The 2,070-nt window shown below is 69.5% G+C and carries 2 protein-coding genes and 1 pseudogene; 1 reads left to right on the top strand and 2 read right to left on the bottom strand.

What is annotated here, in order from left to right:
* Positions 1-185, bottom strand: a pseudogene (locus tag ACKVMH_RS13345) (hypothetical protein); the annotation flags it as partial.
* A 252-nt stretch (positions 186-437) separates the two neighbouring features.
* Here ACKVMH_RS13345 and ACKVMH_RS13340 point away from each other — a divergent pair.
* Complete coding sequence (locus ACKVMH_RS13340) at positions 438-1,286, top strand: 2OG-Fe(II) oxygenase (protein WP_412700644.1); 849 nt, start codon at positions 438-440, stop codon at positions 1,284-1,286.
* Positions 1,287-1,295: 9 nt separating this feature from the next.
* On the opposite strand, the gene nth is transcribed toward ACKVMH_RS13340, so the two are convergent.
* Positions 1,296-2,015, bottom strand: coding sequence for an endonuclease III (nth, locus tag ACKVMH_RS13335; protein ID WP_412700643.1), 720 nt, complete (start codon positions 2,013-2,015; stop codon positions 1,296-1,298).
* Between the last annotated feature and the right edge of the window lie 55 nt (positions 2,016-2,070).

Here is a 2,070-nt window from a genome sequence, read left to right as displayed (position 1 = left end):
GGCGGGGTGGTCGGGGGCGGCGTGGTCGGCGGAGGCGTCGTCGGCGGCGGCGTGCTGCTCGGCGGCGGCGGGAACGCGCCTTCGCCCGGCGATGCCACGTTGTCGGAACCACCACCGCAGGCGCTCAGTGCGAGCGCGGCGGTAAGGGTCATCAGGAGGGTCTTGGAGTTGCTGGAAGCAGCCATTACGCGATGTCTCCGATCGTCGGGTTGGGTCAACGCACGGAAACCGGATGCAGGCCGGACTTTCCCGTCCGGACCCGAATCCCGCGTCCCCTGTAGCGAAGATTCGGAAGGGAGTTATAGGCAGGGTTTGTGACAACCGGCTTTCAGCGCTAACGGTTTCTTAATCCAGCCGCGGAATCGCCCGAAACAGCCTCTGGAATGAAACAGGGCTGTCATAAGAAAACTGCAATGAAGCGCTTGCACACTCGCGCCATGACACGCGAACTCGACCGCCAGGCCAGCGAACGGATCATTGCGATGGCGCGCGCAGGCCAGCCCCCGGAAGCCTTGCTCGCCCCGTTGCTCGAATGCGGATGGGATTCCGCAGAAGCGACCGCGGCGGTAGAGGCGGCCGTGCGCGGCTGGGTGGAGCACGGCAGCCGCGACGCGGGTCTGCCACCGGCGGTGCCGGTGCCGTCGCCCATCGATCTCAACGGTGCATCGGTGCTGCGCGTTGGCGACCGTGACATCACGGTGCTCGCCAACCTGATGCTGCCGCGCGTGGTGGTCTTCGGCGGTCTGTTGTCGGGCGAGGAATGCGACGCGCTGGTGGCGCTGTCACGACCCCGGCTGCAGCGCTCCACCATCCTCGACCCGGACACCGGGGCCGATGCGGTGCATGTCGACCGGACCAGCGCCGGCACCCATTTCCCGCGCGGCTCCGACGCGCTGTGCCGGCGGATCGAGGCGCGGATCGCGGCACTGCTGGACTGGCCGGTGGAGAACGGCGAGGCGATCCAGATCCTGCGCTACGGGCCGGGCGCGCAGTACCGCCCGCACCACGACTATTTCGACCCGGCCTGGCCCGGCAGCACCCGGCAGATCGCCCGCGGCGGCCAGCGGGTCGCCTCGCTGGTGATGTACCTCAACACGCCCGCGCGCGGCGGTGCCACGACGTTCCCCGAAGCCCATCTCGAGGTCGCCGCGGTCAAGGGCAACGCGGTGTTCTTCAGCTACGACCGTCCGCACCCGATGACGCGGACCCTGCACGCCGGGGCGCCAGTGGCTGAAGGCGAGAAATGGATCGCGACCAAATGGCTGCGCGAACGGCGCCACGACTGACGCCGTGGCTCAGCTTGCCGGCGTGGTCGCCGGTACCGGCTCGCCCGGGGTCTTGTCCGGGTATCGGCAGATGTCGCGGATGGCGCAGTGCGGGCAGTCCGGCACGCGCGCCTTGCAGACGTAGCGGCCGTGCAGGATCAGCCAGTGGTGCGCGTCGTGCAGGTACTCGTCGGGGATCACCCGCACCAGCAGGTCCTCGACCTCCCGCACGTTGCGGCCCGACGCGAGGCCGGTGCGGTTGGCGACGCGGAAGATGTGGGTGTCGACCGCCATCGTCGGCTCGCCGAACGCCGTGTTGAGCACCACGTTGGCGGTCTTGCGGCCGACGCCGGGCAGTGCCTCGAGCGAAGCGCGGTCGCGTGGCACTTCGCCCTCGTGGCGCTCGAGCAACTGCTCCGCCATCGCCACTACGTTGGTGGCCTTGGTATTGAACAGGCCGATCGTGGCGATGTAGGGCTTGAGCCGGTCGACGCCGAGCGCGGCGATCTGCGCCGGTGTGTTGGCGACCGGGAACAGCTTGCGGGTGGCCTTGTTGACGCCGACGTCGGTCGCCTGCGCCGACAGGGTTACCGCGACCAGCAGCTCGTAGGGCGAGGAGAACTCCAGCTCGGTGGTCGGGCTGGGGTTGAGCTGCTTCAGGCGGGCGAACATTTCCGTGATGGCAGCGCGGGTCAGCCTTGAACGGGCGGCGCGCTTCCTGGTGGCGCGGCGGGGTGGGGACGTGGGCATGCGTGCTCAGGAGGTGCGCGTGCCAGCCGCCCTGGCGCGCGCGCGGGCGAGTGCG

The organism is Lysobacter zhanggongensis (genome assembly GCF_046638635.1).
Taxonomy (GTDB): Bacteria; Pseudomonadota; Gammaproteobacteria; order Xanthomonadales; family Xanthomonadaceae; genus Novilysobacter; species Novilysobacter luteus.
Note: the sequence above shows the minus strand (reverse complement) of the source record. Positions and strands in the feature narration are given on the sequence as shown.